Origin of the sequence: Aminobacter anthyllidis (genome assembly GCF_018555685.1) — a bacterium.
Lineage (GTDB): Bacteria > Pseudomonadota > Alphaproteobacteria > Rhizobiales > Rhizobiaceae > Aminobacter > Aminobacter anthyllidis.
Map to the genome: position 1 here is coordinate 258,052 of NZ_JAFLWW010000003.1, position 25,940 is coordinate 283,991.

A 25,940-nucleotide genomic window follows, 5' to 3' on the forward strand; every position below is an offset into this window, starting at 1 on the left:
TGAGTCCGGCCACCGCCATGTCGGATGACCCGATCGGCTGTCAGGTGTTGACGCCGAGCTCGACCAGACGTTCGACGCAGGATTCCTCTGCCTGGTCCAGTTCGGCCAACGTTTCCTCGAGGTCGCGGCGCTTCTGGCGCAGATCCTCGCGCTTTTCCTCGATGCGTTTGATCATCAGCTTGAGCTGACCGACCTCGCCGGGCGGCTCGCGATACATCTGGATGATCTCGCGAATCTCGTTGATCGAGAAACCGAGCCGCTTGCCGCGCATGATCTGGCGTATGAGCTGCCGGTCAGACGGGCGGAACAGCCGGGTGCGGCCGCGGCGTACGGGCTGCACCAGCCCCTCGTCTTCATAAAACCGCAGCGTTCGTGTCGAAATGTCGAATTCGCGGGTCAGTTCGGTGATCGAATAATATTCCCGCATCGTCCCTCCACCCGGCGGACGCTGTCGCCCCGCCTTAAAATCATGCCGGGCACCAGCCGAGGCGATCATGCCGCGCGACAACAACCGTGCGGCCAAAGGACCGTTGTTGGCCCTCAGGGAGTCTCGCACGCGACTTACGTAAAAGTCAATCGAACACGGCTAGCCTGCAGCCGCGCCGAGATGCAACCACCAGGTGGCGAGACTGAGGAAAGCGAGGAAGCCGATGACGTCGGTGATCATCGTCGTGAAGATCGACGACGATATTGCCGGATCGGCGCCGAACTTGTCGAGCAACAGCGGAATGAGGATGCCACCGAGCGCTGCCGCCAGCATGTTGAGGACCATCGCTGCGGCGATGACGAAGCCAAGATCCGGATTGTGGAACCACAGGCCGGCAACCAGGCCGAGGATGGTCGCGATGACCGCGCCATTGAGCAGGCCGACCATCACCTCGCGGCGGATGACGCGGCCGGCATTGTAGATATCGAGATCGCGGGTGGCGAGCGCGCGAACCGTCACCGTCATCGTCTGGGTGCCGGCATTGCCGCCGAGCGAGGCGACGATCGGCATCAGTGCCGCCAGCGCCACCATCTCCTCGATCGTCGCGCCGAACTGGCTGATCACCGATGCCGAGATGAAGGCGGTGCCTAGATTGACGAGCAGCCAGGGCACGCGCGAGCGTGACGTCGCCGCTACCGTGTCGGACAGCTCCTCGTCGCCGACGCCGCCCATGCGCAGCAGATCTTCCTCGGCTTCCTGCTGGATGACGTCGACGACGTCGTCGATGGTCAGGACGCCGACGAGGCGCTCGTTCTCGTCGACGACGGCAGCGGACAGTAGATCGTATTGCTCGAATTCGCGCGCCGCTTCTTCCTGGTCCATCGTTGCAGGAATGGCATGGCGCGTCTCGTGCATCACCTCTTCGATCTTGATCGCACGCTTGGTGCGCAGAATCTGGTCGAGGTCGACGGCGCCGAGCAGCTTGAAGCTAGGGTCGATGACGAAGACCTGGCTGAAGCGGTCCGGCAGGTCCTTGTCGTCGCGCAGATAGTCGATCGTCTGGCCGATGGTCCAGAACGGCGGCACCGCGACGAACTCGGTCTGCATGCGCCGGCCGGCCGACTCCTCGGGATAGTCGAGCGAGCGGCGCAACCTGATGCGTTCGGTGAACGGCAATTGCGCCAGGATCTCGTCCTGGTCCTCGGCGTCGAGATCCTCGAGGATGTAAACCGCGTCGTCGGAATCGAGTTCCTGGACGGCCTGAGCGATCTGCGCATTGGGCAGGTTGTCGACGATATCGAGGCGAATCGCCTCGTCGACTTCGGTAAGTGCCGAAAAGTCGAAATCCGAGCCCATCAGTTCGACCAGCGCCAGCCGCTGCTCGGGCAGCAAGGCTTCCAGCAAGTGGCCGAGTTCGGACTGGTGCAGCACGGAGACGTCGCGCTTCAGCGTCAGCGTATCGCGGTCGGCGATCGCCGCCCCGATATGCGCCAGGAACGACGCAAGGATCACCCCGTCCTCGCCGTAGATTTCGGCGCGGACAGCGTCAGCGGCGTCGGCGCCGTGCGTATGGTCGTGTCGGGCTTCCATCGGCGCTTCCCGCTTGCGGATTTCGGGATTCGAGGTGGGCTATCCCTAGCCCGCAAAGGGCCGGAATATCAAATGAAATACGGTCCGACCTACCCGCGCGGAACAGGCAATCTCAGGCTGTTTCAATCAGGCCACATGCTCGCTGACACATTGCCTGTGATCAGCCAGCACCTCGATGATGCGGCAGTCACAGATCCGGCCATGGCCACACTCGTCGATCATCCGCGACAGCTCGCCGCGCAGCGCCTGAAGCCGCTCTATACGCCGGTCGACTTCGCGCAGGTGCGACTTGGCGATACTATCGGCCTGATGGCACGACGCCTGCGGCTCCTGCGACATGACCAGCAATTCCCTGATGTGGTCGACCTCGAAGCCCAGTTCGCGGGCATGGCGGATGAAGTTCAGCCGGTCGATCTCGGCCTTGCCATAACGGCGCTGGTTGCCTTCGGTGCGCGGCGGAGCGGCAATCAGCCCGATCTGTTCGTAAAAGCGGATCGTCGGCACTTTTACGCCCGTGCGCCGCGCCAGTTCGCCAATCGGCAGATTCATCGAAAAAACCCCTTGATCCTCTAGTGGCTAGAGATTCTAGCATTGCTTCATAGTGAATTGAAAGGACCCATCATGAACGATGCCAGCCACGGCAAGACACGATTCCGCGTTGGCGGCATGGATTGCGCCTCGTGCGCGACAAAGATCGAAAACGCGGTCAGCCGACTGCCCGGCATCACCGAGGTCGGTATTTCGGTCTCGGCCGGCACGATGATCGTATCGCATCAGGGGCCGGCACCTTCCGCCGCGATCTCGAAGCAGGTGAAGGCGCTCGGCTATTCCGTTGCCGAAGTCGGCGCAGCGAGGACCGCGGAACCGAAGGCCCATGTCCACGAACACGGCCAGAACTGCAGTCACGATCACGCCGACCACAACCATAGCCATGGCGAACACGCCGGCCACGATCATGCAGGTCACGATCATTCCGGACACGACCACGGAGCGCCGGCAACGAATGCCACTGGCGCCGGCCACGACCATTTCGACCTCGACGACGGCCCATGGTGGAAGTCGCGTAAGGCAAAGCTCACCATCGCCTGCGGCGCGGCCCTTGTCGCCGCCTACGCCATCGGCCAGTTGCTGCCGCAGGTGGGCCATTGGGCGTTTCTGGCTGCCCTTGCTGTCGGGTTGGTGCCCGTCGCACGGCGCGCCTACGCCGGCGCTATATCAGGCACGCCCTTCTCGATCGAGACGTTGATGACCATCGCCGCCGTTGGCGCGGTGTTCATTGGCGCCACCGAAGAAGCGACGATGGTCGTGCTGCTGTTTCTCATCGGCGAATTGCTGGAGGGCGTCGCCGCCCGCCGCGCGCGCGCCAGCATTCGAGGGCTTGCCGACCTCGTGCCCAAGACCGCGCTGGTCGAGGAAGGTGGTTCGACCCGCGAAATTTCAGCCGACGCGCTTCAGGTTGGGGCGATCATGCTGGTCAGGCCCGGCGACCGTGTCGCCGCCGACGGCGTCATCGTCGAAGGTTCGAGCACGCTCGACGAAGCCCCCGTGACCGGCGAGAGCGTACCCAAGTCGAAGACCACTGGTGACGACGTCTTCGCCGGCACGATCAACACCGACGCGGTGCTCAGGGTTCGCGTCACGGCGGCGGCGGCCGACAACACCATCGCCCGCGTCATCAAGCTGGTCGAGGAGGCGCAGGAGAGCAAGGCGCCGACCGAGCGCTTCATCGACAGCTTCTCGCGCTACTACACGCCGGCTGTCCTCGTCGTCGGCGCGCTTGTCGCGATCCTGCCGCCGCTGGTTGCCGGTGGCGACTGGTCGGAGTGGGTCTACAAGGGCCTCGCCATTCTGCTGATCGGCTGCCCTTGCGCGCTGGTCATCTCGACGCCGGCCGCGATTGCCGCTGGCCTGTCCGCCGGCGCCCGCCGTGGCCTGCTGCTCAAGGGTGGCGCCGTGCTCGAAGGCATGCGCCGCGTCACGACGGTCGCGCTCGACAAGACCGGCACGCTGACCGAAGGCAAGCCCAAGGTCACCGACATCGTTGGCATTGGCCGCTCCGAGGCCAGGGTCCTGTCGCTCGCGGCGGCTTTGGAGACAGGCTCCAGCCATCCACTGGCGCTCGCCATCCTGGGACGCGCCAAGGCCGACGGCGTGCCGGTACCGCCGGCCAATGCCGCCAAGGCAATCGCCGGCAAGGGCGTCACCGCCACGGTGGGCGGCGAGGACGTGTTCCTGGCCTCGCCTGGCGCAGCCGATGAAATGGCCGGATTATCAGGCGAACTGAAAGCGCAGATCGCCGCCTTCAACGCCAACGGCAAAACCGTCTCGGTACTGCTGGTCGACAACAAGATCGCCGGCATCCTCGCCATGCGCGACGAGCCGCGCGCCGATGCCATCGCGGCATTGGCCACCCTCAAGGCCGACGGCATCGCCACCGTCATGCTGACCGGCGACAACGAGACGACGGCCCAAGCCATCGGCAAGGGCCTTGGCATCAACGTTCGCGCCGGCCTCATGCCCGACGACAAGCAGCGTATCGTGCGCGAGTTGCAGAAGCAGGGTCAGGTTGTCGCCAAGGTCGGCGACGGCATCAACGACGCCCCTGCCCTGGCCGCGGCCGATTTCGGCATCGCCATGGGTGGCGGCACCGACGTCGCCTTGGAAACGGCCGACGCGGCTATCCTGCATGGCCGCGTCAGCGACATCCCCGACATGATCGCCCTATCGAAGTCTGTGATGGGCAACATCGCCCAGAACATCACCATCGCCCTCGGCCTCAAGGCGGTGTTCCTGGTGACGACAATCATGGGCATCACCGGCCTGTGGCCGGCGATCCTGGCCGACACCGGCGCAACGGTGCTTGTCACCGCCAACGCCATGCGCCTGCTCGCCTGGCGCGGGCGCTGAGAGACGTCCTCCCAGGACCTGCCCGGGGCCATTCGACGGCTCCGGGCAACTGCCCAATCAACACCAAGGGGCATTTGGTCAGCTATTTCAGGGCATTTTTGACAATCTTGCCGCCACCCCATAAGTTTGCCGGAAACTAGTAGTCGTCCGCTCCTGTCGATGGAGCAGGCCTTTCGAAAAGATCGGCGACGAGATGACCTCGGCAATCATGGCTCTGCTTCTGGCGGTTTTTACCTTCTCCGCAGCCATTGCGGACGAGAAGGACTTTATCGACACCCTATCCGGCAATTGGCATGGCTCGGGACAGGTCCGGCTGAACCCCGGCGCCATGCCGCTTGCCGTCTCCTGCAGCCTCGATTCCCGCGCAGATGGCGCAGCCCTCAACCTTGATGGCGCCTGCCGCGCAAAAGTCGTGTTCACCCGTCGCATAGGGGTGGATCTGCGTGCCAGCGGGACGCGCTATACCGGCTCATATATCGGTTCGAGGCGTGGCGCCGCACGCCTCGTCGGCATACGCACCGGCGACACGCTCAATCTCCAGATCATCTGGCCGGACAAAGGCACCGGTTCGCGCGTGGCAAGCATGCGGCTGGCAAGCGCCGGTACAGGGCATATGCAGATCGTCACGATCGAACCGCATCCCCAGACCGGAGAGAAGGTCATAACCGCGAAAATCGAACTCACCCGGAATTAGGCGGCGTCTGGCAGTCGATAGTTGCAGGGCAGCTGTGGCGTCGCTTGTTTGTCTCTACGATATCCGGCGCGTGGACGCTTCACATCCCGAGGGCGATAATCGACTGCAGCAAAGCCACACAATCTTCTGTAAAGTCTTGGAAAAAGCCGGCTGACCCCGGCGATGCTCAGCTGCCTCATCCCTAATGGAACAGCTTGCTCAGATGATGGTAGTCATCTGAAAAGTGACTGGTGCGGTCGAGAAGACTCGAACTTCCACGGGTTGCCCCACAGCGACCTCAACGCTGCGCGTCTACCAATTCCGCCACGACCGCACTGTCACGAAGGGCCGGTCCGAACCGGCTCGCGGCATGTAGCAAATCGTTTCCGGGGAAACAAGCGCCCTGTGCGATATTCGTCCATCATTCTTGCATGCCCCAGCGGAAGTCCCTGGCGGCAGCCGCCAATAGCCGGCTTTCAAAGCCCAGGCACTGGACGTTTCCGCGCCAAGCCGCCATATCAGGTCGACGAACGGACCCCCAAAATGACCGAACGCAGCCTGATCGCCACGTCGTTTCTCGCCCTGCCGGGCTCAGCACCCGTCGAATGGCGAATCGAACCCGGTCTCACGCCCTATGACCAGGCGCTGGCCTTCATGGAGGAGCGCGCCGACGCGATCCGCCAGGGCAGCGCCGGCGAGATGGTCTGGCTCGTCGAACACCCTCCAATCTACACCGCCGGCACCAGCGCGCAGGAGCAGGACCTCGTCGAGCCCGACCGTTTCCCTGTCTTCAAGACCGGCCGCGGCGGCGAATACACCTATCACGGCCCCGGCCAGCGCGTGGCTTACGTCATGCTCGATCTCAAGCGCAGGCGCGAGGACGTCCGCGCCTTCGTCGCGGCACTCGAAGCCTGGATCATTTCAGCGCTCGCCGCCTTCAACGTGAAGGGTGAGCGCCGCGAGGATCGTGTCGGTGTCTGGGTCGTGCGCCCGGATCGCCCGGCCTTGCCGGACGGCTCATCGGCCGAAGACAAGATCGCCGCCATCGGCATCCGCCTGCGCCGCTGGGTCAGTTTTCACGGCATCGCCATCAATGTTGAACCGGAGCTCGGCCACTTCTCCGGCATCGTGCCTTGCGGCGTCACCGACCATGGCGTGACCAGCCTCGTCGACCTCGGCCTGCCGGTGACGATGGCCGACCTCGACGTCGCGCTGAAGGGTGCCTTTGAGGAAATCTTCGGGCCGGCAGACACCGTCTCTGCTTCGGTTCGGAAAACGGCCTGAGGCCATCCCCCGGCGCGCCCAAAGGCACACGCCTTCTTCCATCCAGTCGCGCCACACGACGCGCTTCATTCATTTGTTCAATCTTGGCGGCGTCCCGCCTTATCCCGGCATCGGGAAAACCCGGTGCCTCACTGTTTCATGGTTGGGAATGCCAACGGCAAAGATGCCCCAACAGGCGCTCAAATCAGAGCGCGCCGATCCACATCGCCATGGTGACGAGGAAGGTGCTCATGCAGACCATCGAAATGACATCTTGTACCAGCTCGGTCATCTGTTGCTCCTGTTTTTAATATGTTCTTAATTTGTTCTATTTCTGTTCAGATGTCAACGCGCACCATTGCATTCGAGCGCAGCCAGTTGCCGCACGCGATTCGACAGTAAATGAAGGGTTTATGCAGGCGAACGCAGGCCCTCGCCCGTTAACGAACAGGCGACGGCGCCGTCAGGTCATAGGAATGGCAACTGAGCATCGCCCGACTCAAAGCCGGACACTTCCGCCGCGCCTAGACTAACGCAGCGGGCCGATCTTGCCTTTCGATGGCGCGGCCAGCGCCACCATCTGGCCCGGCTTGAGCGATAAGTTGGCGTCGTTGAGGATCGTCAGCTTGCGCGAAACCTGCTCATAGTGGCGCTCGACCTTCTTGAGCTCGATAACATGCTCGATGCCCATCATTCGTACCTCAGCGCCTCGACAGGATCGAGCGCTGCCGCCCGCCATGCCGGAAACAGCGTCGCCAAAAACGACAGCACCAGTGCCATCAGCACCACCGAGACGGTCTCGCCGACGTCCATCTTCGCCGGCAGCTGGGACAGGAAATAGAGTTCGGGGTTGAACAGCACCGTGCCCGACAGCCACGAGAAGAACTGCCTGATGCGCTCGACATTGAGGCAGATGACCACGCCAAGCAGAACGCCGGCGAGCGTTCCGGTCATGCCGATGGCCGCCCCCGTCATCAGGAAGATGCGCATCACAGCGCCTCGCGTCGCCCCCATCGTGCGCAGGATCGCGATGTCATGGCCCTTGTCCTGCACCAGCATGATCAGGCCGGAGATGATGTTGAGCGCGGCCACCAGAACGATCAGCGTCAGGATCATGAACATGACGTTGCGCTGGACCTGCAGCGCCGAGAAGAAGGTCTGGTTGCGCTGGCGCCAGTCGGTCAGGAAGATCGGCCGCTGCGCCGCCTCCTCGACCTTGGTCTTCAGCGCGTCGACATCGTCGGGATTGTCGACATAGATCTCGATCGAGCCGACCTTGCCTTCCGAATTGAAATAGAGCTGCGACTCAGCGAGCGGCATGAAGACGATCGAGCTGTCGTATTCCGACATGCCGACCTCGAAGATACCGGTGACCGGATAGGCCTTTGCCCGCGGCGTTGTCCCCATCGGGGTGACGTCGCCGTCGGGCGAAATCAGCTTGATCGAATCGCCCAGCACCAGGCCCATGTTTTCTGCCATGCGCTTGCCGATGACGACGCCCTCGCCGGTATCGAACCCGACGATGGAGCCTTGCTTGATGTTGTTGGCGACCAGCGTCACCTTGCCGAGGTCGCTGCCTCTGATGCCGCGCACCAGCGCGCCGGCGCCCGCGCCGACATTGCCCTGGGCCAGCACCTGGCCTTCGACCAGCGGGATCGCATATTTGACACCCGAGACACCGTTGATGCGGTCGGCAACCGCGGCATAGTCCTCAAGCGGCGTGTCGGTCGCGATCACGACAAGATGGCCGTTGATGCCGAGGATGCGTGACAGCAGCTCCGCGCGGAAACCGTTCAACACCGCCATCACCACGATCAGCGTCGCGACACCCAGCATGATGCCGAGGAAGGAGATCGAGGCGATCACCGAGATCATCGTTTCGTTGCGGCGCGAGCGCAGATAGCGCCACGCCACCATGCGCTCGAACACCGAGAACGGCCCTGCGCCTGCCGGTTTCGCCGCCACCGCTTGGCTCATGCCTTGGCGCCCAGCTTGGCCAGCGCCTGCGCCACCGGCAGCGTCAGGCGCCCGCCGGACTTGCGGTTCTTGATCTCGACCTCGCCGACAGCGGCACCGCGCGGTCTGACGATCACCTGCCAGGGCAGGAAATAGCGCAACAAACGCATCGGCTGGTCCGTAAATGAAGAACGCCGCGCCAGAATCGGCGCACAGCAGGCTTCAATGCAAAGGCTTCATAGCTATTTCATGGCGGAACGGAACCTGCGCGCCCGTGGCAAGTGCGCGAGGTGCCCGGTTATGCCGGGAACCCACAGCGCGTGTTCCGCTGCCTTACGAGAAGGGCCGCGAACCGCGACCTGCAACTGCAGGAGATGTGAGGCGGACAGCAGCTCGCCTCCAGACTCCATTGATGGAAGGCAGGCCTACAGGGGCACGATCCTGCCTTCGGCCAGCGTGACGCGGCGGTCCATGCGCGCCGCCAGCTCGTGGTTGTGGGTGGCGATCAGCGCCGCCAGTCCCGATTGCCGAACGAGCGCCGAAAGCGCATCGAAGACATAGCTTGCCGTCACCGGGTCGAGATTTCCGGTCGGCTCGTCAGCCAGCAGCACCAGAGGCGCGTTGGCCACCGCGCGCGCGATCGCCACGCGCTGCTGTTCGCCGCCGGAAAGCTCGGACGGCCGATGCTGGGCGCGCTTGCCGATCTTCATGTAGTCGAGCAGCTGTGCCGCCCGCTCGCTCGCCTGCTTGGGGCTCAGGCCCTTCACCAGCTGCGGCATCATCACATTCTCCAGCGCGGAGAATTCGGGCAGCAGGTGATGAAACTGGTAGACGAAGCCGACGTCGTTGCGGCGGATCGCAGTGCGCTCGTCATCCGACAGCCGCCCGCAGGCACGTCCGTTCAGGAAGACATCGCCAGCATCGGGGCGTTCGAGCAGGCCGGCGGTGTGCAGCAGCGTCGACTTGCCTGCGCCCGATGGCGCGACAAGCGCCACCATCTCGCCTGCCTTCAGCGAAAAGTTGGCGTCGTTGAGGATCGTCAGCTTGCGCGATCCCTGCTCATAGTGGCGCTCGACCTTCTTGAGCTCGATAACATGCTCGATGCCCATCATTCATACCTCAGCGCTTCGACAGGATCGAGCGCTGCCGCCCGCCATGCCGGAAACAGCGTCGCCAAAAACGACAGCACCAGTGCCATCAGCACCACCGAAACGGTTTCACTGACGTCCATCTTCGCCGGCAGCTGGGACAGGAAATAGAGTTCGGGGTTGAACAGCACCGTGCCCGACAGCCACGAGAAGAACTGCCTGATGCGCTCGACATTGAGGCAGATCACGACACCGAGCAGCACACCCGCAATGGTGCCGGTCATGCCGATGGCCGCCCCCGTCATCAGGAAGATGCGCATGACAGCGCCACGCGTCGCCCCCATCGTGCGCAGGATCGCGATGTCATGACCCTTGTCCTTCACCAGCATGATCAGGCCGGAGATGATGTTGAGTGCGGCCACCAGCACGATCAGCGTCAGGATCATGAACATGACGTTGCGCTCGACCTGCAGCGCCGAGAAGAAGGTCTGGTTGCGCTGGCGCCAGTCGGTCAGGAAGATCGGCCGCTGCGCCGCCTCCTCGACCTTGGTCTTCAGCGCGTCGACATCGTCGGGATTGTCGACATAGATCTCGATCGAGCCGACCTTGCCTTCCGAATTGAAATAGAGCTGCGCTTCGTTGAGCGGCATGAAGACGATCGAGCTGTCATATTCCGACATGCCGACCTCGAAGATACCGGTGACCGGATAGGCCTTTGCCCGCGGCGTCGTGCCCATCGGGGTCACGTCGCCGTCGGGCGAAATCAGCCTGATCGAATCGCCCAGCACCAGGCCCATGTTTTCGGCCATGCGCTTGCCGATGACGACGCCCTCGCCGGTATCGAACCCGACGATGGAGCCTTGCTTGATGTTGTTGGCGACCAGCGTCACCTTGCCGAGGTCGCTGCCTCTGATGCCGCGTACCAGCGCGCCGGCACCCGCCCCGACATTGCCCTGGGCCAGCACCTGGCCTTCGACCAGCGGGATCGCATATTTGACGCCCGAGACACCGTTGATGCGGTCGGCAACGGCGGCATAGTCCTCAAGCGGCGTATCGGTCGCCGTCACGACAAGATGGCCGTTGACGCCGAGGATTCGGGTCAGGAGCTCGGCGCGAAAGCCGTTCATGACAGCCATCACCACGATCAGCGTGGCAACGCCCAGCATGATGCCGAGGAAAGAGATCGAAGCGATGACGGAAATCACCGTCTCCTTGCGCTTCGAACGCAGGTAGCGCCACGCCACCATGCGCTCGAACACCGAGAACGGCCCTGCGCCCGCCGGTTTCGCCGCCACCGCTTGGCTCATGCCTTGGCGCCCAGCTTGGCCAGGGCCTGCGCCACCGGCAGCGTCTCGCGCTCGCCGGTCTTGCGGTTCTTGATCTCGACTTCGCCAGCTGCCGCACCGCGCGGGCCGACGATCACCTGCCATGGCAGGCCTATCAGGTCGGCGGTGGCGAACTTGCCGCCAGCGCGCTGGTCGGTGTCGTCATAGAGCACGTCCTTGCCGGCAGCCTCGAAGGCCTTGTAGAGCTCGTCGCAGATACGGTCGCACTCGCCGTCGCCGACCTTCATGTTGATCAGGCCGATGTCGAACGGCGCCACGGATTCCGGCCAGATGATGCCGTTTTCGTCATGGCTCGCCTCGATGATCGCGGCGATCAGGCGGCTCGGGCCAATGCCGTAGGAGCCCATCGACACGAAATGCTCCTTGCCGTCAGGCCCCATGACCTTGGCGCCCATCGGCTTGGAGTACTTTTCGCCGAAGTGGAAGATGTGGCCGACCTCGATGCCGCGCGCCGAAACCTTGTCGGCTTCAGGAACGGCGGCCCAGGCCGCTTCATCGTGCATTTCTTCGGTCGCGGCGTAAGGCGTCGTCCACTGCTTGACGATACCGTCGATCTCGCCGTCATTGGCGAAGTCCGTCGCAGCACCCGGCACCGGCAAGGCGAGATAGTCGCGGTGGCAGAACACCTGGCTTTCGCCGGTTTCGGCCAGGATGATGAATTCGTGGCTCAGGTCGCCGCCGATCGGGCCGGTGTCGGCGCGCATCGGGATCGCCTGCAGGCCCATCCTGGTGAAGGTGCGCAGATAGGAAACGAACATCCTGTTGTAGGCGGCCTTGGCGCCGTCGAAATCGAGGTCGAAGGAATAGGCGTCCTTCATCAGGAATTCGCGGGAGCGCATCACGCCGAAGCGCGGACGCACCTCGTCGCGGAACTTCCACTGGATGTGGTACAGGTTGAGCGGCAGGTCCTTGTAGGTCTTGACGTAGGATCGGAAGATTTCCGTGACCATTTCTTCATTGGTCGGGCCGAACAGCATGTCGCGCTCGTGCCGGTCCTTGATGCGCAGCATCTCCTTGCCGTAGTCGTCATAGCGGCCGCTTTCGCGCCACAGGTCGGCCGACTGGATGGTCGGCATCAGGATTTCCAGCGCCCCTGCCCGGTCCTGCTCCTCGCGCACGATGCGGCAGATCTTGTCGAGCACGCGCTTGCCCAGCGGCAGCCACGAGAAGCTGCCGGCCGCCTGCTGCCTGATCATGCCCGCACGCAGCATCAGCCGGTGGGAAATGATGTCCGCCTCGCGGGGATTTTCTTTGAGGATAGGCAGGAAATAGCGCGACAGACGCATCGATTGTTCCATGAAAACGATGATGCCGGAATCGGCACGAGAAAGAGGCTTGCTTGAACGGGCTTCATAGCCATTTCAAGGCGGAATGAAAACCCGCGCACGCCGTTTCGACGCAGCGTCAGAATGACCTTTGTGGCGGACCGGCGGCGCCTGCCAATCAATTGTGCAATGCAGCACAGGATTGCCCGCCTGGAAGCAAAATTCCGCGTGACAATTCATTTCCGCTTGGTCTAATGTGCCCCGATAACCGAGAGGGCGGAGAAAAATTCGCTCTCCTGCGCGGTCAAAGTCTTGGGAGGATGCGATCTAGGCGCGATAACTCGCTGCCGCCGGCAACGGAAAGCAGATCGGACGCGTTTAAATTGCAAGGCTTCGTGCCTTGCATTTTTTTTGGGCAATCATCAGCTTATGCCGCTTCGTTAAGAAGCAACACTAACTGCATTCCCCACTCGCTGGAATGCGTCAATTGATCTCGGGAATGAACTGCGGGAAGTCGTCGAAGCTGTAGCCCAGCCCCTTGGTGACGAAATAGAACGCCCCGATCACCACTGCCGTAACCACCGTCGTCCACAGCATCGCACGCAGCATGTGCGGCCCCCGCGGCGCACTCGCCTCGGTGCCGAGCGTCACGTCACGGTCTTCGTCCTGGGTCTTGACCCCAAAGGGCAGGATGGCAAACAGCGTCAGCCACCAGAAGACGAAATACATCGCAGCAAGTGATACCCAGGTCATACCTGCTCCAGTTCTACCAGCGTGCCCTGGAAATCCTTGGGATGAAGAAACAGCACCGGCTTGCCATGTGCCCCGATCTTCGGATTGCCGTCGCCGAGCACGCGCGCGCCAGTCGCCTTGAGATGATCGCGCGCCGCCAGGATGTCGTCGACCTCATAGCAGACGTGGTGCATGCCGCCCGACGGGCTCTTCGCCAAGAACGCCACAATCGGCGAACCCTCGCCCAGCGGCTCGAGCAGCTCGATCTTGGTGTTGCCGACGTCGATGAACACCACGGTCACGCCATGCTCGGGCAGCGCCTGCGGCTCGCCGACTTTGGCGCCGAGCGTATCGCGATAGGTGGCACTTGCCGCCGCCAGGTCCGGCACGGCGATAGCGACGTGGTTGAGACGTCCGAGCATTGTCTAAATCCCAGCGAATGGCGAATAGTGAGTAGGGAATAGGAAGAGGCGGCCTGAGAACCAGTCCATTCGCTATTCGCTACTCCCCATTTGCTCACCTCGTGACGAACACCGTCACCAGCGGTTTCTTGCCCCAGGCTTCGTTGGCAGCACCTCGCACGGCGCGACGCACGGCTTCCTGCACCAGGTCGAGGTCTTTTCGGCGCGCACGGGGTATCGAGTCCACGGCGCCGATTGCCGCATCAAGCATCAGCTCTTCGAGATCCTCGCCACCGGCGTCGGTTTCGGCCACGCCGATCGCCACCAGATCCGGGTCGCCGGCGAGCTCATACTTGTCGTCGAGCACGACATTGACCGCAACATGGCCGGCAAACGACAGCTTGCGCCGGTCGCGGATGCCCATCGCCTCGTCGGAGCCGATCAGCTTGCCATCCTTGTAGACGCGGCCGAACGGTACCTGGTCGATGATCTCGGCGGCGCCCGGCCACAGCCTGAGCATGTCGCCGTCGCGGATCTGCGCCACCTCGGGAATGCCCGACAGCGACATCAGCGAGCCTTGGCCGACAAGGTGGGCGGCCTCGCCATGCACCGGAACGCCGATGCGCGGGCGGACCCACTCATACATGCGCTTGAGTTCGCTGCGACGCGGATGGCCGGAAACGTGGACCAGCGCGTCGCCGTCCTCGATGATCTTGATGCCCTGGTCGATGAGCTGGTTCTTGATCTCGAGGATCGCCTTCTCATTGCCGGGAATGGTGCGGGAGGAAAACACCACGGTGTCGCCGGGCGACAGCGCAACAGACTTCATCTCGTCACGCGCCAGCTTGGCGAGCGCTGCCCGCGGCTCGCCCTGGCTGCCGGTGCAGATGACGACGAGGTTTTCGCGCGGAATGTAGCCATAGTCCTCTTCGGACACGAATTCCGGCAGCCCGTCCATGTAGCCGAGCTCGCTCGACACATCGATGACACGCTTGAGCGAACGGCCCATCACCAGCACCTGCCGGCCGGCGTCGCGCGCGGCTTCCGCGATCGAGCGGATGCGGCCGACATTGGACGAGAAGGTGGTGACCGCAACGCGGCCCTTGGCTTCCTCGATGACCTTGCGCAACCCCTGCCCAACCTGCTGCTCGGACGGCGAGTCGCCTTCGCGCAGCGCATTGGTGGAATCGCAGACCAGTGCCAGAACGCCCTTGTCGCCATAGGCGCGGAAGCGTGCCTCGTCGGTCATCGGCCCGATTTCGGGCGCCGGGTCGATCTTCCAGTCGCCAGTATGGATCACGGTGCCGGCAGGCGAGGTGATCGCCAGCGACACCGGCTCCGGAATAGAGTGGCTGACCGCGATCGCCTCGATCTCGAACGGACCGACGGTGAATTTTTCGCCGGCACGATAGATTGTCACCGGAATTTTCGGCGCGCCCTGCTCCGACTGCCGCTTGGCTTCCAGAAGCCCTGCAGCGAACGGCGTCATCCAGACCGGCGCCTTGAGCTTCGGCCAGGTGTCGTGCAGCGCGCCATAATGATCCTCGTGCGCGTGCGTGATGATGATGCCACGGAGGTTCTTCAGGTCCTCCTCGATGAAGCGGGTGTCGGGCAGCACGAGGTCGACACCAGGCAGCGTCGCATCGGGGAACGTCACGCCGACATCGATGATGATCCACTCGCGCGCATTCGCCGGGCCGAAGCCATAGAGAGCGAAGTTCATGCCGATCTCGCCGACGCCGCCCAGCGGCACGAATACGAGCTCGGCTTTTTCCGCTTTCGCCATACCAGAAATCCTTTCAGGCCTTTCAGGCCGCGCCGGCCGAAGCGACCGCGCCGAAATGCACGTCGCCGGCAGCGATCTTTACCGTTTCACCTTTTGCGTCACGGATCACGAAGCGGCAATCCTCGTCGATGGTCTCGAAGACGCCGCGCACCACATTTCCTTCGATCCGCACGGCGACTTCGCTGCCGAGTCCGGCCGCGCGGGCAAGCCAGCGCTTGCGGATCGATGCCAATCCCCTGCCGCCTGCCCAGATGCGCTCGTTTTCGCTCCAGGCATCGGAGAGCGCAAGGAACAAGGTCTCGGCATCGACACCGGCACCCAGGCTGCCAAGCGAGGTCGCGGGATACGGTACGTCATCAGGATGCGCAACGACATTGACGCCGATGCCGATGGCGATCGCCAGCCGCCCTTGCCCGAGCAAGGTCGATTCAAGCAGGATGCCGGCAAGCTTGGCGCCCGAGGCCAGAACGTCATTCGGCCATTTCAGCTCGAAACGCTTGACGCCCTGCCCGCTGCCACCATCGACGCCAACCGAAAACCGCGCATTGGGCGCGACAGCATCGAGCGCATCGGCCAGCGCCAGCCCGGCGACGAAACCGAGTGTCGCCGCATGTTGCAGGTCGTGGTCGAGAACCTTGAGCAGGGTCGCGGCGAGATTGCCTTCCGGCGTTGCCCAGGCGCGGCCACGTCGGCCACGCCCGCTTTCCTGTTTCTTCGAAACCACCCAGAGCTTGCCCGGGTCGCCGGCCATGGCCCGCTCCAGCGCCAGTGCGTTGGTCGAACCTACGGCGTCATGGGCTTCGAGGCGGAAACCGTCGGCAGTTGCTGTCGGTGCGAGCTGGAATCCCATACCGTCAGAAGAAGGTCTTGGCAGCAGCTTCCGCCATCTGCCCGATCGGGCCGCCAATCAGCACGTAAAACAGCACGAACGCACCTGACAGGCCAAGCACGAGGCGAAGCTCGCCGGCCATCGGCTGGAAACCGCCGACCGGCTCATCGAACCACATGATCTTGATGATGCGCAGGTAGTAGAAAGCACCCACCACCGAAGCCAGGACACCGATGATTGCGAGCGCGTAGAGGTTGGCGTTGATCGCGGCGAGGAAGACGTACCACTTCCCCCAGAAGCCCGCGAGCGGCGGGATGCCGGCCAGCGAGAACATCAGGATGGTCAGGATCGTCGCCATCATCGGATTGGTCGACGACAGGCCGGCGAGGTCGGAGATCTGCTCGACATTGCCGTCCTTGCGGCGCATCGCCAGGATGAAGGCGAAAGTGCCGAGCGTCATCACCAGGTAGATCAGCATGTAGATGACCACGCCGCGCACGCCGGCTTCGCTGTTGGCGGCCAGACCGACAAGCGCGTAGCCCATGTGGCCGATCGACGAATAGGCCATCAGTCGCTTGATGTTCTTCTGGCCGATCGCGGCAAAGGCGCCGAGCGCCATCGACGCGATCGAGACGAAGACGATGATCTGCTGCCAGTCGGTACCGATCGGCTCGAACGCACCCATGGTGACGCGCACGATCAGCGCCATCGCCGCCATCTTGGGGGCCGCGGCGAAGAATGCCGTGACCGGCGTCGGCGCGCCTTCATAGACGTCGGGCGTCCACATGTGGAACGGCACCGCCGAGATCTTGAAGCACAGGCCGGCGAGTACGAAGACCAGACCGAACACCAGGCCGAGCTGACGCTCGCCACCAGAGAGCGCCGCGGCGATCGCCTCGAACGAGGTGTGGCCGGTGTAGCCGTAAACGAGGCTGATACCGTAGAGCAGCATGCCCGACGACAGCGCGCCGAGAACGAAATACTTCAGACCCGCTTCGGTCGACCGCACATTGTCACGGTTGATCGCGGCGATGACATAGAGCGCCAGAGACTGCAGCTCGAGCCCGAGATAAAGCGCCAGCATGTCGTTGGCCGAGATCATCAGCAGCATGCCGAGCGTTGCCAGCAGCACCAGCACCGGGAACTCGAACTTGTCGAACTTCTCGGCCTTGGCGAAGCCAACCGACATGATCAGCGTCACCGCCGCGCCGAGCAGCGTCAGGAACTTCATGAAGCGTGCGAAGGGATCGGACACGAAGGCCGTGCCGTAGCCCGCACCGTCATGGCCGAACACCAACATCCAGGCACCGGCCGCCACCAGCAGCGCGACAGCCAGACCGGTCACGGTCGAGTTGGCGCGCTCGCCGGAGAACACGCCGATCATCAGCAGCGCCAGCGCGCCAACGGCAATGATCAGCTCCGGCGTGGAGAGCGAGAGGCTCGAAAGGAGTTCGGGCGTCATGGTTCGCAAAACCCCTGTCAGTTCGCCGCCGCGGTCTGCGCGGCGTCGATCGATACGGTTACGTTGTTGATCAGCGCCTTGACCGAAGCGGTCGTGGCGTCGAACACCGGCGCCGGATAGACGCCGTAGAAGATGACCAGGATGACCAGCGGATAGAGCACCACCTTCTCACGGCCAGACAGGTCGAACAGACCCTTCAGGCTTTCCTTGGTCAGCGCGCCAAACACCACGCGGCGGTAGAGCCACAGCGCATAGGCCGCAGACAGGATCACGCCGCTCGCCGCGATCAGCGCCACCCAGGTGTTGACCTGGAAGATGCCGAACAGCGTCAGGAACTCGCCGACGAAGCCTGAGGTGCCGGGAAGGCCGACATTGGCCATGGTGAAGATCAGGAAGGCCACCGCGTATTTCGGCATGTTGTTGACCAGGCCGCCATAAGCCGCGATCTCGCGGGTATGCATGCGGTCGTAGACGACGCCGACGCACAGGAACAGCGCGCCCGAGACGAGGCCATGGCTGAGCATCTGGAAGATAGCGCCCTGCACGCCCGCCTCGTTCATCGCGAAGATGCCCATGGTGACGTAGCCCATGTGGGCAACCGACGAATAGGCGATCAGCTTCTTGATGTCTTCCTGCATCAGCGCCACCAGCGAGGTGTAGACGATGGCGATGACCGACATGGCGAACACCAGCGGCGCGAAGAACTCGGACGCCAGCGGGAACATCGGCAAGGAGAAGCGCAGGAAGCCGTAGCCGCCCATCTTCAGCAGGATGCCCGCCAGGATGACCGAACCGGCAGTCGGTGCTTCGACGTGCGCATCCGGAAGCCAGGTGTGCACCGGCCACATCGGCATCTTCACCGCAAACGAAGCGAAGAAGGCCAGCCATAGCCATGTCTGCATGTTGGCCGGGAAGTCGTGCGCCAGAAGCGTCGGGATGTCGGTCGTGCCGGCCTGCCAGAACATCGCCATGATGGCCAGCAGCATCAGCACCGAGCCGAGCAGCGTGAACAGGAAGAACTTGAAGCTGGCATAGACGCGGCGCTTGCCGCCCCACACGCCGATGATGATGAACATCGGGATCAGGCCGGCTTCGAAGAACACGTAGAACAGCACGATATCCAGCGCGCAGAACACGCCGATCATCAGCGTTTCCAGGATCAGGAACGCGATCATGTATTCCTTGACGCGCTTTTCCACCGACTCCCAGCTTGCCAGGATGCACAGCGGCATCAGGAAGGTCGTCAGGATGACGAACAGCATCGAAATGCCGTCCACGCCCATGTGGTAGGAAATGCCGGAATCGAGCCAGGCGGCCTTCTCGACAAACTGGAAGCCGGCTTCCGCATTGTCGAAATAGATCCAGATCAGCAGCGACACCGCAAAGGTGAACACAGTCGTCAACAGCGCAACATTGCGGATATTGCGGCGCGCGGCATCACCATCGTCCCTGATCAGCAGGATCAGGAACGCGCCGACCAGCGGCAGAAAGGTGACCAGCGATAGAATGGGAACGCCAGACATCAGAAGGAGCTCCCGAGCATCATCCAGGTAACGAGGGCCGCCACGCCGATCAGCATGGCGAAGGCGTAGTGGTAGAGGTAACCGGTCTGCAGCTTGACGACGCGGTTGGTGACGTCAACGACGCGGGCCGAGATGCCATCGGCGCCAAAGCCGTCGATCAGCCAGCCATCGCCCTTCTTCCACAGGAAGCGGCCGAGCCACTTGGCCGGGCGCACGAACAGGAAGTCGTACAGCTCGTCGAAGTACCACTTGTTGAGCAGGAAGGCGTAAAGTCCGCGATGGCGTTCGGCCAGTACCTTCGGCATCTCCGGCGAGCGGATGTAGAACAGGTAGGCCATGGCGAAACCGCCAATCATGGCCGCGAACGGCGCGAGCTTCACCCACATCGGCACGCTGTGGAAGTCGTGCAGGATGTGGTTCGTGTCGAGCGTGAACAGCGCGCCCTTCCAGAACTCGTTGTAGGCCTCGCCGATGAACTGGTCATGGAAGATCACGCCTGCAAACAGCGCGCCGACGGCCAGGACAAACAGCGGCACCAGCATCACCGGCGGCGATTCATGCACGTGGTGCATGACGTCGGCGGTAGCGCGCGGCTTGCCGTGGAAGGTCATGAAAATCAGGCGCCACGAATAGAAGCTGGTGAAGCAGGCGGCGATGACGAGCATCGTGAAGGCAAAGCCGGCGACCGCATTGTGGCCGACGAACGCGCCTTCGATGATGGCGTCCTTGGAGAAGAAGCCGGCAGTGCCGATGATCGTCGCCGGGATACCGACGCCGGTCAGGGCCAGCGTGCCGATGACCATCATCCAGTAGGTGGTCGGGATCAGCCTCCGGAGACCGCCCATCTTGCGCATGTCCTGCTCGTCGGAAACGGCGTGGATCACCGAGCCCGAGCCCAGGAACAGCAGCGCCTTGAAGAAGGCATGCGTGAACAGGTGGAAGATCGCAGCCGAGTAGAAGCCCATGCCGAGTGCGACGAACATATAGCCGAGCTGCGAGCAGGTCGAATAGGCGATGACGCGCTTGATGTCGTTCTGCACCAGGCCGACGGTCGCCGCGAAGAAGGCGGTGAAGGCGCCGATGAAGGTAACGACGGTCAGTGCCGAGTGCGACAGCTCGAACACCGGCGACATGCGCGCCAGCATGAACACGCCGGCAGTGACCATGGTCGCCGCGTGGATCAGCGCCGAGACCGGCGTCGGGCCTTCCATGGCGTCCGGCAGCCAGGTGTGCAACGGCACCTGCGCCGACTTGCCCATGGCGCCCATGAACAGCAGCAGGCACACGATGGTCAGCGCGCTGTGCTTGTCGAGCGCATAGCCGAGGAAGTTCAGCACAGTGTCGCCATGCTCGGCAGCACCTTCAGCCGGCAGGTAGGACGCAGCGCTGGCGAAGATGGTGCTGAATTCGACCGAGCCGAACAGCACGAACAGGCCGAAGATGCCGAGCAGGAAGCCGAAGTCGCCGACGCGGTTGACGACGAATGCCTTGATCGCGGCGGCGTTCGCCGACGGCTTCTTGTACCAGAAGCCGATCAGCAGGTAGGACGCGAGACCCACCCCTTCCCAGCCGAAGAACATCTGGACGAGGTTGTCCGACGTCACCAGCATCAGCATGGCGAAGGTGAACAGCGACAGATAGGCAAAGAAGCGCGGCCGATGCGGATCGTGGTGCATGTAGCCGATCGAGTAGATGTGAACCAGCGCCGACACCGTGTTGACCACGACCAGCATGACCACCGTCAGCGTGTCGATGCGCAGGGCCCAGTCGGCCTGGATCCCGCCGACGTCGAGGAAGCGCAGCACCGGCACGGTGAAGGCTTCGGCGTGGCCGAGCCCGACTGTCACGAAGGCAACCCAGGAAAGTGCGGCCGACACCACGAGCAGGCCCGAGGTGATGTATTCGGATGCTTTCGCTCCAATCGAACGGCCGAACAGGCCGGCGATCAGGAAGCCGAGAAGCGGAAGGAAGACGATTAGCTGATACATTTTTGTCCCGTCAGCCCTTCATCATGTTCACGTCTTCGACCGCGATGGAGCCGCGGTTGCGGAAGAATACGACCAGAATGGCAAGCCCGATTGCCGCTTCAGCAGCAGCGACCGTAAGCACGAACAGCGCAAAGACCTGGCCGACGAGATCGCCGAGCTGGGCCGAGAACGCCACGAAATTGATATTGACCGCGAGCAGGATGAGCTCGACCGACATCAGGATGACGATGACGTTCTTGCGGTTCAGGAAGATGCCGAACACGCCGAGCGTGAACAGGACCGCCGAAAGCGTCAGATAGTGCGCGATGCCGACAACCATGGTCAGATTCCCTTGCCTGTCTCGACCTTCTTGATCTCGATCGCGGTCGCCGGGGTACGGGCGACCTGGGCCGAGATGTCCTGGCGCTTGACGTTCGGCTTGTGGCGCAACGTCAAGACGATGGCGCCGATCATGGCGACCAGCAGCACAAGGCCGGCGATCTGGAAGAAGTAGATGTAATCCGTGTAGAGAATGTCGCCGAGTGCTGCCGTGTTGTGGCGCGTGGCGATATCGGGTGTTGGCTGGGCTACGGCCGTGGCGAGCTTCGGGGTGAAGGCATAGCCACCGGTCACCACGATCAGCTCGGCGGCAAGGATCAGGCCGACAAGCGCGCCGATCGGCGCATATTGCAGGGCGCCCGACTTCAGTTCCGCAAAGTCGACGTCGAGCATCATGACGACGAACAGGAACAGCACCGCCACCGCGCCGACATAAACGACGAGCAGGATCATCGCCAGGAACTCGGCACCGGTCAAAAGGAACAGGCCCGCCGCGTTGAAGAACGTCAGGATCAGGTAGAGCACCGAGTGAACCGGGTTGCGCGCCGAAATGACCATGAAGGCCGACGCCACCGCGATGAAGGCGAAGAGGTAGAAAAATACCGCTTCAAGTCCGTTGAGCATGGGTTCCCCCGGTTTTCCTTTCGGGCAGTACGCATCTGCGCCCTGCCCTGTTCACGTCCTTGCTCCGCCTCCGGTGCAGGTCGCGCGTTCCTTAGACGAGCCGGCTTGGCCCGTCCATTGTTCAAGCCTCAGCGATAAGGCGAATCCATAGCGATGTTGCGCGCGATCTCGCGCTCCCACCGGTCGCCATTCGCAAGCAGCTTGTCCTTGTCGTAGTACAGCTCCTCGCGCGTTTCCGTCGCGAATTCGAAGTTCGGCCCCTCGACGATGGCGTCGACCGGGCAGGCTTCCTGGCAGAAGCCGCAATAGATGCACTTCACCATGTCGATGTCGTAGCGCACCGTGCGGCGGGTGCCGTCGTTGCGGCGCGGGCCGGCCTCGATGGTGATGGCCTGCGCCGGGCAGATCGCCTCGCACAGCTTGCAGGCGATGCAGCGCTCTTCGCCGTTCGGATAGCGGCGCAGCGCATGTTCGCCACGGAAGCGCGGGCTGACCGGACCCTTTTCATGCGGATAGTTCAGCGTCGCCTTGGGCGCGAAGAACTGGCGCATCGACAGGAAGAAGGCGCCGACGAAGTCCTGCAGCAGCAGCGATTTGGCGGCTTGTGCGAGAGCGGACATTAGGCGGCTCCGGTAAGCTTGAGGACGGCGGCGGTGATCACGACCATTGCCAGCGAGATCGGCAGGAACACCTTCCAGCCCAGGCGCATCAGCTGATCGTAGCGGTAGCGCGGCACGAAGGACTTCACCATGGCGAACATGAAGAACACCATGCAGACCTTGAGCACGAACCAGATCACGCCGGGAACCCAGGTGAAGGGTGCGAAGTCGAACGGCGGCAGCCATCCGCCGAGGAACAGGATCGTCGTCAGCGCGCACATCAAAACGATCGCGACATACTCGCCGAGGAAGAACAGCAGGAACGGCGTCGACGAATATTCGATCATGTGACCGGCGACGAGTTCCGACTCGGCTTCGACCAGATCGAAGGGCGGACGGTTGGTCTCGGCAAGCGCCGAGATGAAGAAGATCACGAACATCGGGAACAGGACGAGCCAGTTCCAGTCGAGGAAGGTGTTCGGCAGGCCGAGGCGCGTGCCGATGCCGTCGCCCTGCGACAGCACGATGTCGGTGAGGTTGAGCGAGCCGACGGTGAGCAGCACGCAGACGATGACGAAGCCGATCGAGACCTCATAAGACACCATCTGGGCCGCCGAACGCAGCGCGCCGAGGAACGGATATTTCGAGTTCGAGGCCCAGCCGCCCATGATCACGCCATAGACCTCGAGCGAGGAGATGGCGAATACGTAGAGAATGCCGACATTGACGTTGGCGATCGCCCAGCCTTCGCTGACCGGGATCACCGCCCAGGCCGAGATCGCCAGTACCGCCGAGACGACAGGAGCGAGCAGGAACACGCCCTTGTTGGAGCCGGACGGGATGATCGGTTCCTTGAAGACGAACTTCAACAGATCGGCGAATGCCTGCAGCAGGCCCCAGGGGCCCACGACGTTCGGGCCGCGGCGCAGCTGCACCGCCGCCCAGATCTTGCGGTCGGCGTAGAGGATATAGGCGACGAAGATCAGCAGGACGACGATCAGGACGACCGACTTCAAGAGGATGATCAACGCCGGCAGGACGTAGAAGGAGAAAAAGGTATCCATGACAGCCCTTACTCCGCCGCCTGCTTGAAGCCGTTCTTGGCCAAGGCCGAACATTCGGCCATCACCGCCGACGCGCGCGCGATCGGGTTGGTGAGATAGAAGTCCTTCACGGCAGAGGTGAAGGCACCCTTGTTCAGCCGGCCGCCGAGCTTGGCGACCTTGGCGATGTCGTCATTGTCGCCGGCGTCGATCTCGTCGATGCGGCGCAGATGCGGGAATTCCGCATAGAGCTTGGCGCGCAGCTGCGGCAGCGAATCGAAGGGCAGCTTGTGGCCGAGCACGTCGGACAGCGCCCTGAGGATCGCCCAGTCTTCCTTGGCCTCGCCCGGCGCGAAGCCGGCGCGGCCGGTCTGCTGCACCCGGCCCTCGGTGTTCACATAGGTGCCCGACTTTTCGGTGTAGGCGGCAGCCGGCAGGATGACGTCTGCGCGGTGCGCACCTGTATCACCATGCGTACCGATGTAGACGACGAACGCGCTTGCGGCCTTGGCCATGTCGAGCTCATCGGCGCCGAGCAGGAACAGCACGTCGGTCTCGCCGAGCATGCCGGCAACATTCTTGCCACCCTCGCCCGGCACGAAGCCGACGTCGAGGCCACCAACGCGGGCAGCCGCGGTGTGCAGCACGGCAAAGCCGTTCCAGTCGGGGCGGCTGGCCTTGACTGCAGTCGCGAGCTTGGCGGCCTGGCCGAGCACGGCAGCACCATCAGAGCGCGCGATGGCGCCCTGGCCGACGATGATCAGCGGGTGCGAGGCCTTCTTGAGCACCGAGAAGAACTTGCCATTGCCTTCGGCCAGATCCTTGAGCGTATCCGGGCCCGAGCCGAGCTGCTCGTAGTCGTAGCGCGTGTCGCCGATCTCGCCGATGACGGCAACCGGCACATTGGCTGCGCGCCAGTGCTTGCGGATGCGGGCGTTGAGCACCGAAGCCTCGAAGCGCGGGTTGGCGCCGATGATCAGGATGGCGTCGGCCTGCTCGATGCCTTCGATGGTCGGGTTGAAGATATAGCTGGCGCGGCCGAGCGAAGGATCGAGCGCTGCGCCGTCCTGGCGGCAATCGATGTTCTTCGAGCCGAGCGAGGAGATCAGCTGCTTGAGCGCGTACATCTCCTCTACGGTCGCCAGATCGCCGGCAATGGCGCCGATGCGGTCAGCCGAAGTCTTGGCGACGGCGTCCTTGATCGCCGAAAACGCCTCGGGCCACGTCGCCGGAGCGAGCTTGCCATCCTTGCGGACGTAAGGCCGGTCGAGCCGCTGCGTGCGCAGGCCGTCCCAGATGAAGCGGGTCTTGTCGGAGATCCACTCCTCGTTCACCTGCTCGTTGATGCGCGGCATGATGCGCATCACTTCGCGGCCACGCGTGTCGACGCGGATCGCCGAACCGACGGCGTCCATCACGTCGATGGATTCGGTCTTGGTCAGCTCCCACGGACGCGCCTGGAAGGCATAGGGCTTCGAGGTCAGCGCACCGACCGGGCACAGGTCGATGACGTTGCCCTGCAGCTCGGAGGTCATTGCCTGCTCGAGATAGGTGGTGATCTCGGCGTCCTCGCCGCGGCCGATCAGGCCAAGCTCGGAGATGCCGGCCACTTCGGTGGTGAAACGGACGCAGCGCGTGCAGTGGATGCAGCGCGTCATGATCGTCTTGACCAGCGGGCCGATGTACTTGTCTTCGACCGCGCGCTTGTTTTCATTGTAGCGCGAACCGTCGAGGCCGAAGGCCATCGCCTGGTCCTGCAGGTCGCATTCGCCGCCCTGGTCGCAGATCGGGCAGTCGAGCGGATGGTTGATGAGCAGGAACTCCATCACGCCTTCGCGGGCCTTCTTGACCATCGGCGTGTTGGTGAAGATCTCCGGCGTCTCGCCGTTCGGGCCGGGACGCAGGTCGCGCACGCCCATGGCGCAGGACGCCGCCGGCTTGGGCGGTCCGCCCTTCACCTCGACAAGGCACATGCGGCAGTTGCCGGCGATTGACAGCCGCTCATGGAAGCAGAAGCGCGGCACTTCCGCGCCTGCCTCTTCCGCAGCCTGCAGCAGCGTATAGTGGTCGGGTACCGAAATCTCTTTCCCGTCGACCTTAAGCTTTGCCATAGCGCCTCA

The 25,940-nt window shown here is 63.2% G+C and carries 23 protein-coding genes, 1 tRNA gene and 1 pseudogene; 3 read left to right on the forward strand and 22 right to left on the reverse strand.

Annotation, left to right across the window (positions count from 1 at the left end):
- Positions 1-40: 40 nt before the first annotated feature.
- The 3 genes from J1C56_RS10875 to J1C56_RS10885 form a co-directional block, all read right to left on the reverse strand.
- Entirely contained in the window at positions 41-427 is a 387-nt protein-coding gene (locus tag J1C56_RS10875; protein WP_214388907.1) for a MerR family transcriptional regulator, read from the reverse strand.
- Between the two features lie 159 nt (positions 428-586).
- A complete protein-coding gene (mgtE, locus tag J1C56_RS10880; RefSeq protein ID WP_214388908.1) occupies positions 587-2,017 on the reverse strand; it encodes a magnesium transporter in 1,431 nt (476 codons plus the stop codon).
- 126 nt (positions 2,018-2,143) lie between these two features.
- Entirely contained in the window at positions 2,144-2,566 is a 423-nt protein-coding gene (locus tag J1C56_RS10885) for a MerR family transcriptional regulator (RefSeq protein WP_184767269.1), read from the reverse strand.
- 72 nt (positions 2,567-2,638) lie between these two features.
- Between J1C56_RS10885 and J1C56_RS10890 the strand changes: the two genes are divergently transcribed.
- Entirely contained in the window at positions 2,639-4,924 is a 2,286-nt protein-coding gene (locus J1C56_RS10890; RefSeq protein WP_214388910.1) for a heavy metal translocating P-type ATPase, read from the forward strand.
- A 193-nt stretch (positions 4,925-5,117) separates the two neighbouring features.
- Complete coding sequence (locus J1C56_RS10895) at positions 5,118-5,618, forward strand: hypothetical protein (RefSeq protein ID WP_214388912.1); 501 nt, start codon at positions 5,118-5,120, stop codon at positions 5,616-5,618.
- Between the two features lie 228 nt (positions 5,619-5,846).
- On the opposite strand, the gene J1C56_RS10900 is transcribed toward J1C56_RS10895, so the two are convergent.
- Positions 5,847-5,931, reverse strand: a tRNA-Leu gene (locus tag J1C56_RS10900).
- A gap of 209 nt (positions 5,932-6,140) precedes the next feature.
- Between J1C56_RS10900 and lipB the strand changes: the two genes are divergently transcribed.
- Entirely contained in the window at positions 6,141-6,881 is a 741-nt protein-coding gene (lipB, locus tag J1C56_RS10905) for a lipoyl(octanoyl) transferase LipB (RefSeq protein ID WP_214388914.1), read from the forward strand.
- A 535-nt stretch (positions 6,882-7,416) separates the two neighbouring features.
- Here the strand turns inward: lipB and J1C56_RS10910 are convergent.
- From J1C56_RS10910 to nuoG, 18 genes and pseudogenes are all read right to left on the reverse strand, one after another.
- Positions 7,417-7,551: pseudogene (locus tag J1C56_RS10910) on the reverse strand (ABC transporter); the annotation flags it as partial.
- Positions 7,551-8,837, reverse strand: coding sequence for a lipoprotein-releasing ABC transporter permease subunit (locus J1C56_RS10915; RefSeq protein WP_214388916.1), 1,287 nt, complete (start codon positions 8,835-8,837; stop codon positions 7,551-7,553). The gene J1C56_RS10915 and the pseudogene J1C56_RS10910, both read right to left, overlap by 1 nt.
- Entirely contained in the window at positions 8,834-8,986 is a 153-nt protein-coding gene (locus J1C56_RS10920) for a hypothetical protein (protein WP_214388918.1), read from the reverse strand. The genes J1C56_RS10915 and J1C56_RS10920 overlap by 4 nt, the downstream gene beginning before the upstream one ends.
- A 255-nt stretch (positions 8,987-9,241) precedes the next feature.
- A complete protein-coding gene (locus tag J1C56_RS10925) occupies positions 9,242-9,925 on the reverse strand; it encodes an ABC transporter ATP-binding protein (protein ID WP_214390213.1) in 684 nt (227 codons plus the stop codon).
- Positions 9,925-11,211 (reverse strand): lipoprotein-releasing ABC transporter permease subunit, encoded by a 1,287-nt coding sequence (locus J1C56_RS10930; RefSeq protein WP_214388920.1) that lies wholly within the window; start codon positions 11,209-11,211, stop codon positions 9,925-9,927. Before J1C56_RS10930 ends, J1C56_RS10925 begins: the two co-directional genes overlap by 1 nt.
- Positions 11,208-12,536: a proline--tRNA ligase gene (proS, locus tag J1C56_RS10935; protein WP_214388922.1), complete on the reverse strand. Its 1,329-nt coding sequence runs from the start codon at positions 12,534-12,536 to the stop codon at positions 11,208-11,210. Before proS ends, J1C56_RS10930 begins: the two co-directional genes overlap by 4 nt.
- A 462-nt stretch (positions 12,537-12,998) precedes the next feature.
- Positions 12,999-13,268: a DUF1467 family protein gene (locus J1C56_RS10940; RefSeq protein WP_214388924.1), complete on the reverse strand. Its 270-nt coding sequence runs from the start codon at positions 13,266-13,268 to the stop codon at positions 12,999-13,001.
- Positions 13,265-13,669, reverse strand: a complete 405-nt coding sequence (mce, locus tag J1C56_RS10945) for a methylmalonyl-CoA epimerase (RefSeq protein ID WP_214388926.1) — start codon at positions 13,667-13,669, stop codon at positions 13,265-13,267. Before mce ends, J1C56_RS10940 begins: the two co-directional genes overlap by 4 nt.
- A 94-nt stretch (positions 13,670-13,763) precedes the next feature.
- A complete protein-coding gene (locus J1C56_RS10950; RefSeq protein ID WP_214388928.1) occupies positions 13,764-15,434 on the reverse strand; it encodes a ribonuclease J in 1,671 nt (556 codons plus the stop codon).
- 22 nt (positions 15,435-15,456) lie between these two features.
- Positions 15,457-16,284, reverse strand: coding sequence for a biotin--[acetyl-CoA-carboxylase] ligase (locus tag J1C56_RS10955; RefSeq protein ID WP_214388930.1), 828 nt, complete (start codon positions 16,282-16,284; stop codon positions 15,457-15,459).
- Between the two features lie 4 nt (positions 16,285-16,288).
- Positions 16,289-17,725: an NADH-quinone oxidoreductase subunit NuoN gene (gene nuoN, locus J1C56_RS10960; protein ID WP_214388931.1), complete on the reverse strand. Its 1,437-nt coding sequence runs from the start codon at positions 17,723-17,725 to the stop codon at positions 16,289-16,291.
- A 17-nt stretch (positions 17,726-17,742) separates the two neighbouring features.
- A complete protein-coding gene (locus J1C56_RS10965) occupies positions 17,743-19,248 on the reverse strand; it encodes an NADH-quinone oxidoreductase subunit M (RefSeq protein ID WP_214388932.1) in 1,506 nt (501 codons plus the stop codon).
- Positions 19,248-21,236: an NADH-quinone oxidoreductase subunit L gene (nuoL, locus tag J1C56_RS10970; RefSeq protein ID WP_214388934.1), complete on the reverse strand. Its 1,989-nt coding sequence runs from the start codon at positions 21,234-21,236 to the stop codon at positions 19,248-19,250. Before nuoL ends, J1C56_RS10965 begins: the two co-directional genes overlap by 1 nt.
- A 10-nt stretch (positions 21,237-21,246) precedes the next feature.
- Positions 21,247-21,555, reverse strand: coding sequence for an NADH-quinone oxidoreductase subunit NuoK (nuoK, locus tag J1C56_RS10975; RefSeq protein WP_067960754.1), 309 nt, complete (start codon positions 21,553-21,555; stop codon positions 21,247-21,249).
- 2 nt (positions 21,556-21,557) lie between these two features.
- Positions 21,558-22,178 carry an NADH-quinone oxidoreductase subunit J gene (locus tag J1C56_RS10980; protein ID WP_214388936.1) on the reverse strand — a complete coding sequence of 207 codons (621 nt, stop codon included), beginning with the start codon at positions 22,176-22,178 and terminating at the stop codon, positions 21,558-21,560.
- A gap of 128 nt (positions 22,179-22,306) precedes the next feature.
- Complete coding sequence (gene nuoI, locus J1C56_RS10985) at positions 22,307-22,798, reverse strand: NADH-quinone oxidoreductase subunit NuoI (RefSeq protein WP_055970601.1); 492 nt, start codon at positions 22,796-22,798, stop codon at positions 22,307-22,309.
- Positions 22,798-23,841, reverse strand: coding sequence for an NADH-quinone oxidoreductase subunit NuoH (nuoH, locus tag J1C56_RS10990; RefSeq protein ID WP_067960748.1), 1,044 nt, complete (start codon positions 23,839-23,841; stop codon positions 22,798-22,800). The genes nuoI and nuoH overlap by 1 nt, the downstream gene beginning before the upstream one ends.
- A gap of 8 nt (positions 23,842-23,849) precedes the next feature.
- Entirely contained in the window at positions 23,850-25,931 is a 2,082-nt protein-coding gene (gene nuoG, locus J1C56_RS10995; protein ID WP_214388938.1) for an NADH-quinone oxidoreductase subunit NuoG, read from the reverse strand.
- Positions 25,932-25,940: the final 9 nt, after the last annotated feature.

Bases quoted from the DNA above. Each gene is read 5' to 3' on its own strand.
- J1C56_RS10980 (WP_214388936.1), bottom strand. From the start codon at position 22,178: ATGCTCAACGGACTTGAAGCGGTATTTTTCTACCTCTTCGCCTTCATC.
- J1C56_RS10950 (WP_214388928.1), bottom strand. From the start codon at position 15,434: ATGGCGAAAGCGGAAAAAGCCGAGCTCGTATTCGTGCCGCTGGGCGGC.
- mce (WP_214388926.1), bottom strand. From the start codon at position 13,669: ATGCTCGGACGTCTCAACCACGTCGCTATCGCCGTGCCGGACCTGGCG.
- J1C56_RS10955 (WP_214388930.1), bottom strand. From the start codon at position 16,284: ATGGGATTCCAGCTCGCACCGACAGCAACTGCCGACGGTTTCCGCCTC.
- J1C56_RS10875 (WP_214388907.1), bottom strand. From the start codon at position 427: ATGCGGGAATATTATTCGATCACCGAACTGACCCGCGAATTCGACATT.
- nuoI (WP_055970601.1), bottom strand. From the start codon at position 22,798: ATGTCCGCTCTCGCACAAGCCGCCAAATCGCTGCTGCTGCAGGACTTC.
- mgtE (WP_214388908.1), bottom strand. From the start codon at position 2,017: ATGGAAGCCCGACACGACCATACGCACGGCGCCGACGCCGCTGACGCT.
- J1C56_RS10885 (WP_184767269.1), bottom strand. From the start codon at position 2,566: ATGAATCTGCCGATTGGCGAACTGGCGCGGCGCACGGGCGTAAAAGTG.
- nuoN (WP_214388931.1), bottom strand. From the start codon at position 17,725: ATGACGCCCGAACTCCTTTCGAGCCTCTCGCTCTCCACGCCGGAGCTG.
- proS (WP_214388922.1), bottom strand. From the start codon at position 12,536: ATGCGTCTGTCGCGCTATTTCCTGCCTATCCTCAAAGAAAATCCCCGC.
- J1C56_RS10895 (WP_214388912.1), top strand. From the start codon at position 5,118: ATGACCTCGGCAATCATGGCTCTGCTTCTGGCGGTTTTTACCTTCTCC.
- J1C56_RS10940 (WP_214388924.1), bottom strand. From the start codon at position 13,268: ATGACCTGGGTATCACTTGCTGCGATGTATTTCGTCTTCTGGTGGCTG.
- nuoK (WP_067960754.1), bottom strand. From the start codon at position 21,555: ATGGTTGTCGGCATCGCGCACTATCTGACGCTTTCGGCGGTCCTGTTC.
- J1C56_RS10920 (WP_214388918.1), bottom strand. From the start codon at position 8,986: ATGCGTTTGTTGCGCTATTTCCTGCCCTGGCAGGTGATCGTCAGACCG.
- nuoH (WP_067960748.1), bottom strand. From the start codon at position 23,841: ATGGATACCTTTTTCTCCTTCTACGTCCTGCCGGCGTTGATCATCCTC.
- nuoL (WP_214388934.1), bottom strand. From the start codon at position 21,236: ATGTATCAGCTAATCGTCTTCCTTCCGCTTCTCGGCTTCCTGATCGCC.
- J1C56_RS10890 (WP_214388910.1), top strand. From the start codon at position 2,639: ATGAACGATGCCAGCCACGGCAAGACACGATTCCGCGTTGGCGGCATG.
- J1C56_RS10965 (WP_214388932.1), bottom strand. From the start codon at position 19,248: ATGTCTGGCGTTCCCATTCTATCGCTGGTCACCTTTCTGCCGCTGGTC.
- J1C56_RS10930 (WP_214388920.1), bottom strand. From the start codon at position 11,211: ATGAGCCAAGCGGTGGCGGCGAAACCGGCGGGCGCAGGGCCGTTCTCG.
- lipB (WP_214388914.1), top strand. From the start codon at position 6,141: ATGACCGAACGCAGCCTGATCGCCACGTCGTTTCTCGCCCTGCCGGGC.
- J1C56_RS10915 (WP_214388916.1), bottom strand. From the start codon at position 8,837: ATGAGCCAAGCGGTGGCGGCGAAACCGGCAGGCGCAGGGCCGTTCTCG.
- J1C56_RS10925 (WP_214390213.1), bottom strand. From the start codon at position 9,925: ATGGGCATCGAGCATGTTATCGAGCTCAAGAAGGTCGAGCGCCACTAT.
- nuoG (WP_214388938.1), bottom strand. From the start codon at position 25,931: ATGGCAAAGCTTAAGGTCGACGGGAAAGAGATTTCGGTACCCGACCAC.